This window comes from Bacillus sp. HY001 (genome assembly GCF_007558965.1).
Lineage (GTDB): Bacteria > Bacillota > Bacilli > Bacillales > Bacillaceae_G > Bacillus_A > Bacillus_A mobilis.
The window spans coordinates 1-236 of sequence record NZ_VLTE01000428.1 but is presented as its reverse complement, the minus strand read 5'-3'; the positions used below and the strand labels follow the sequence as shown (position 1 = coordinate 236).

General features: G+C 33.9%; 1 pseudogene. It reads left to right on the top strand.

From position 1 onward, the window contains the following. A pseudogene (locus FOT98_RS32095) lies at positions 1-236 on the top strand (XRE family transcriptional regulator); the annotation flags it as partial.

Sequence of the window (236 nt, the reverse complement as noted above, 5' to 3'; positions counted from 1 at the left end):
AAAAGTAATCTCTCATTGGGAGTATAGTGATCCACTTGATGAACAACAAATTGGGAAACGTAATTGGTTTAAAAACTATTACGCTAATTTAGGAATAACGATTTTACCGCCTGAGGAAATGCTGCAATCAATGGATAGGGTAATCGGAAAGAAATGTATAGAAGAACTTCAAGAACAATTACCTGAAGTAACAGTTGTTAAAGAAGTAAAGAAGACTGTAGAATCAGTCGAACAAA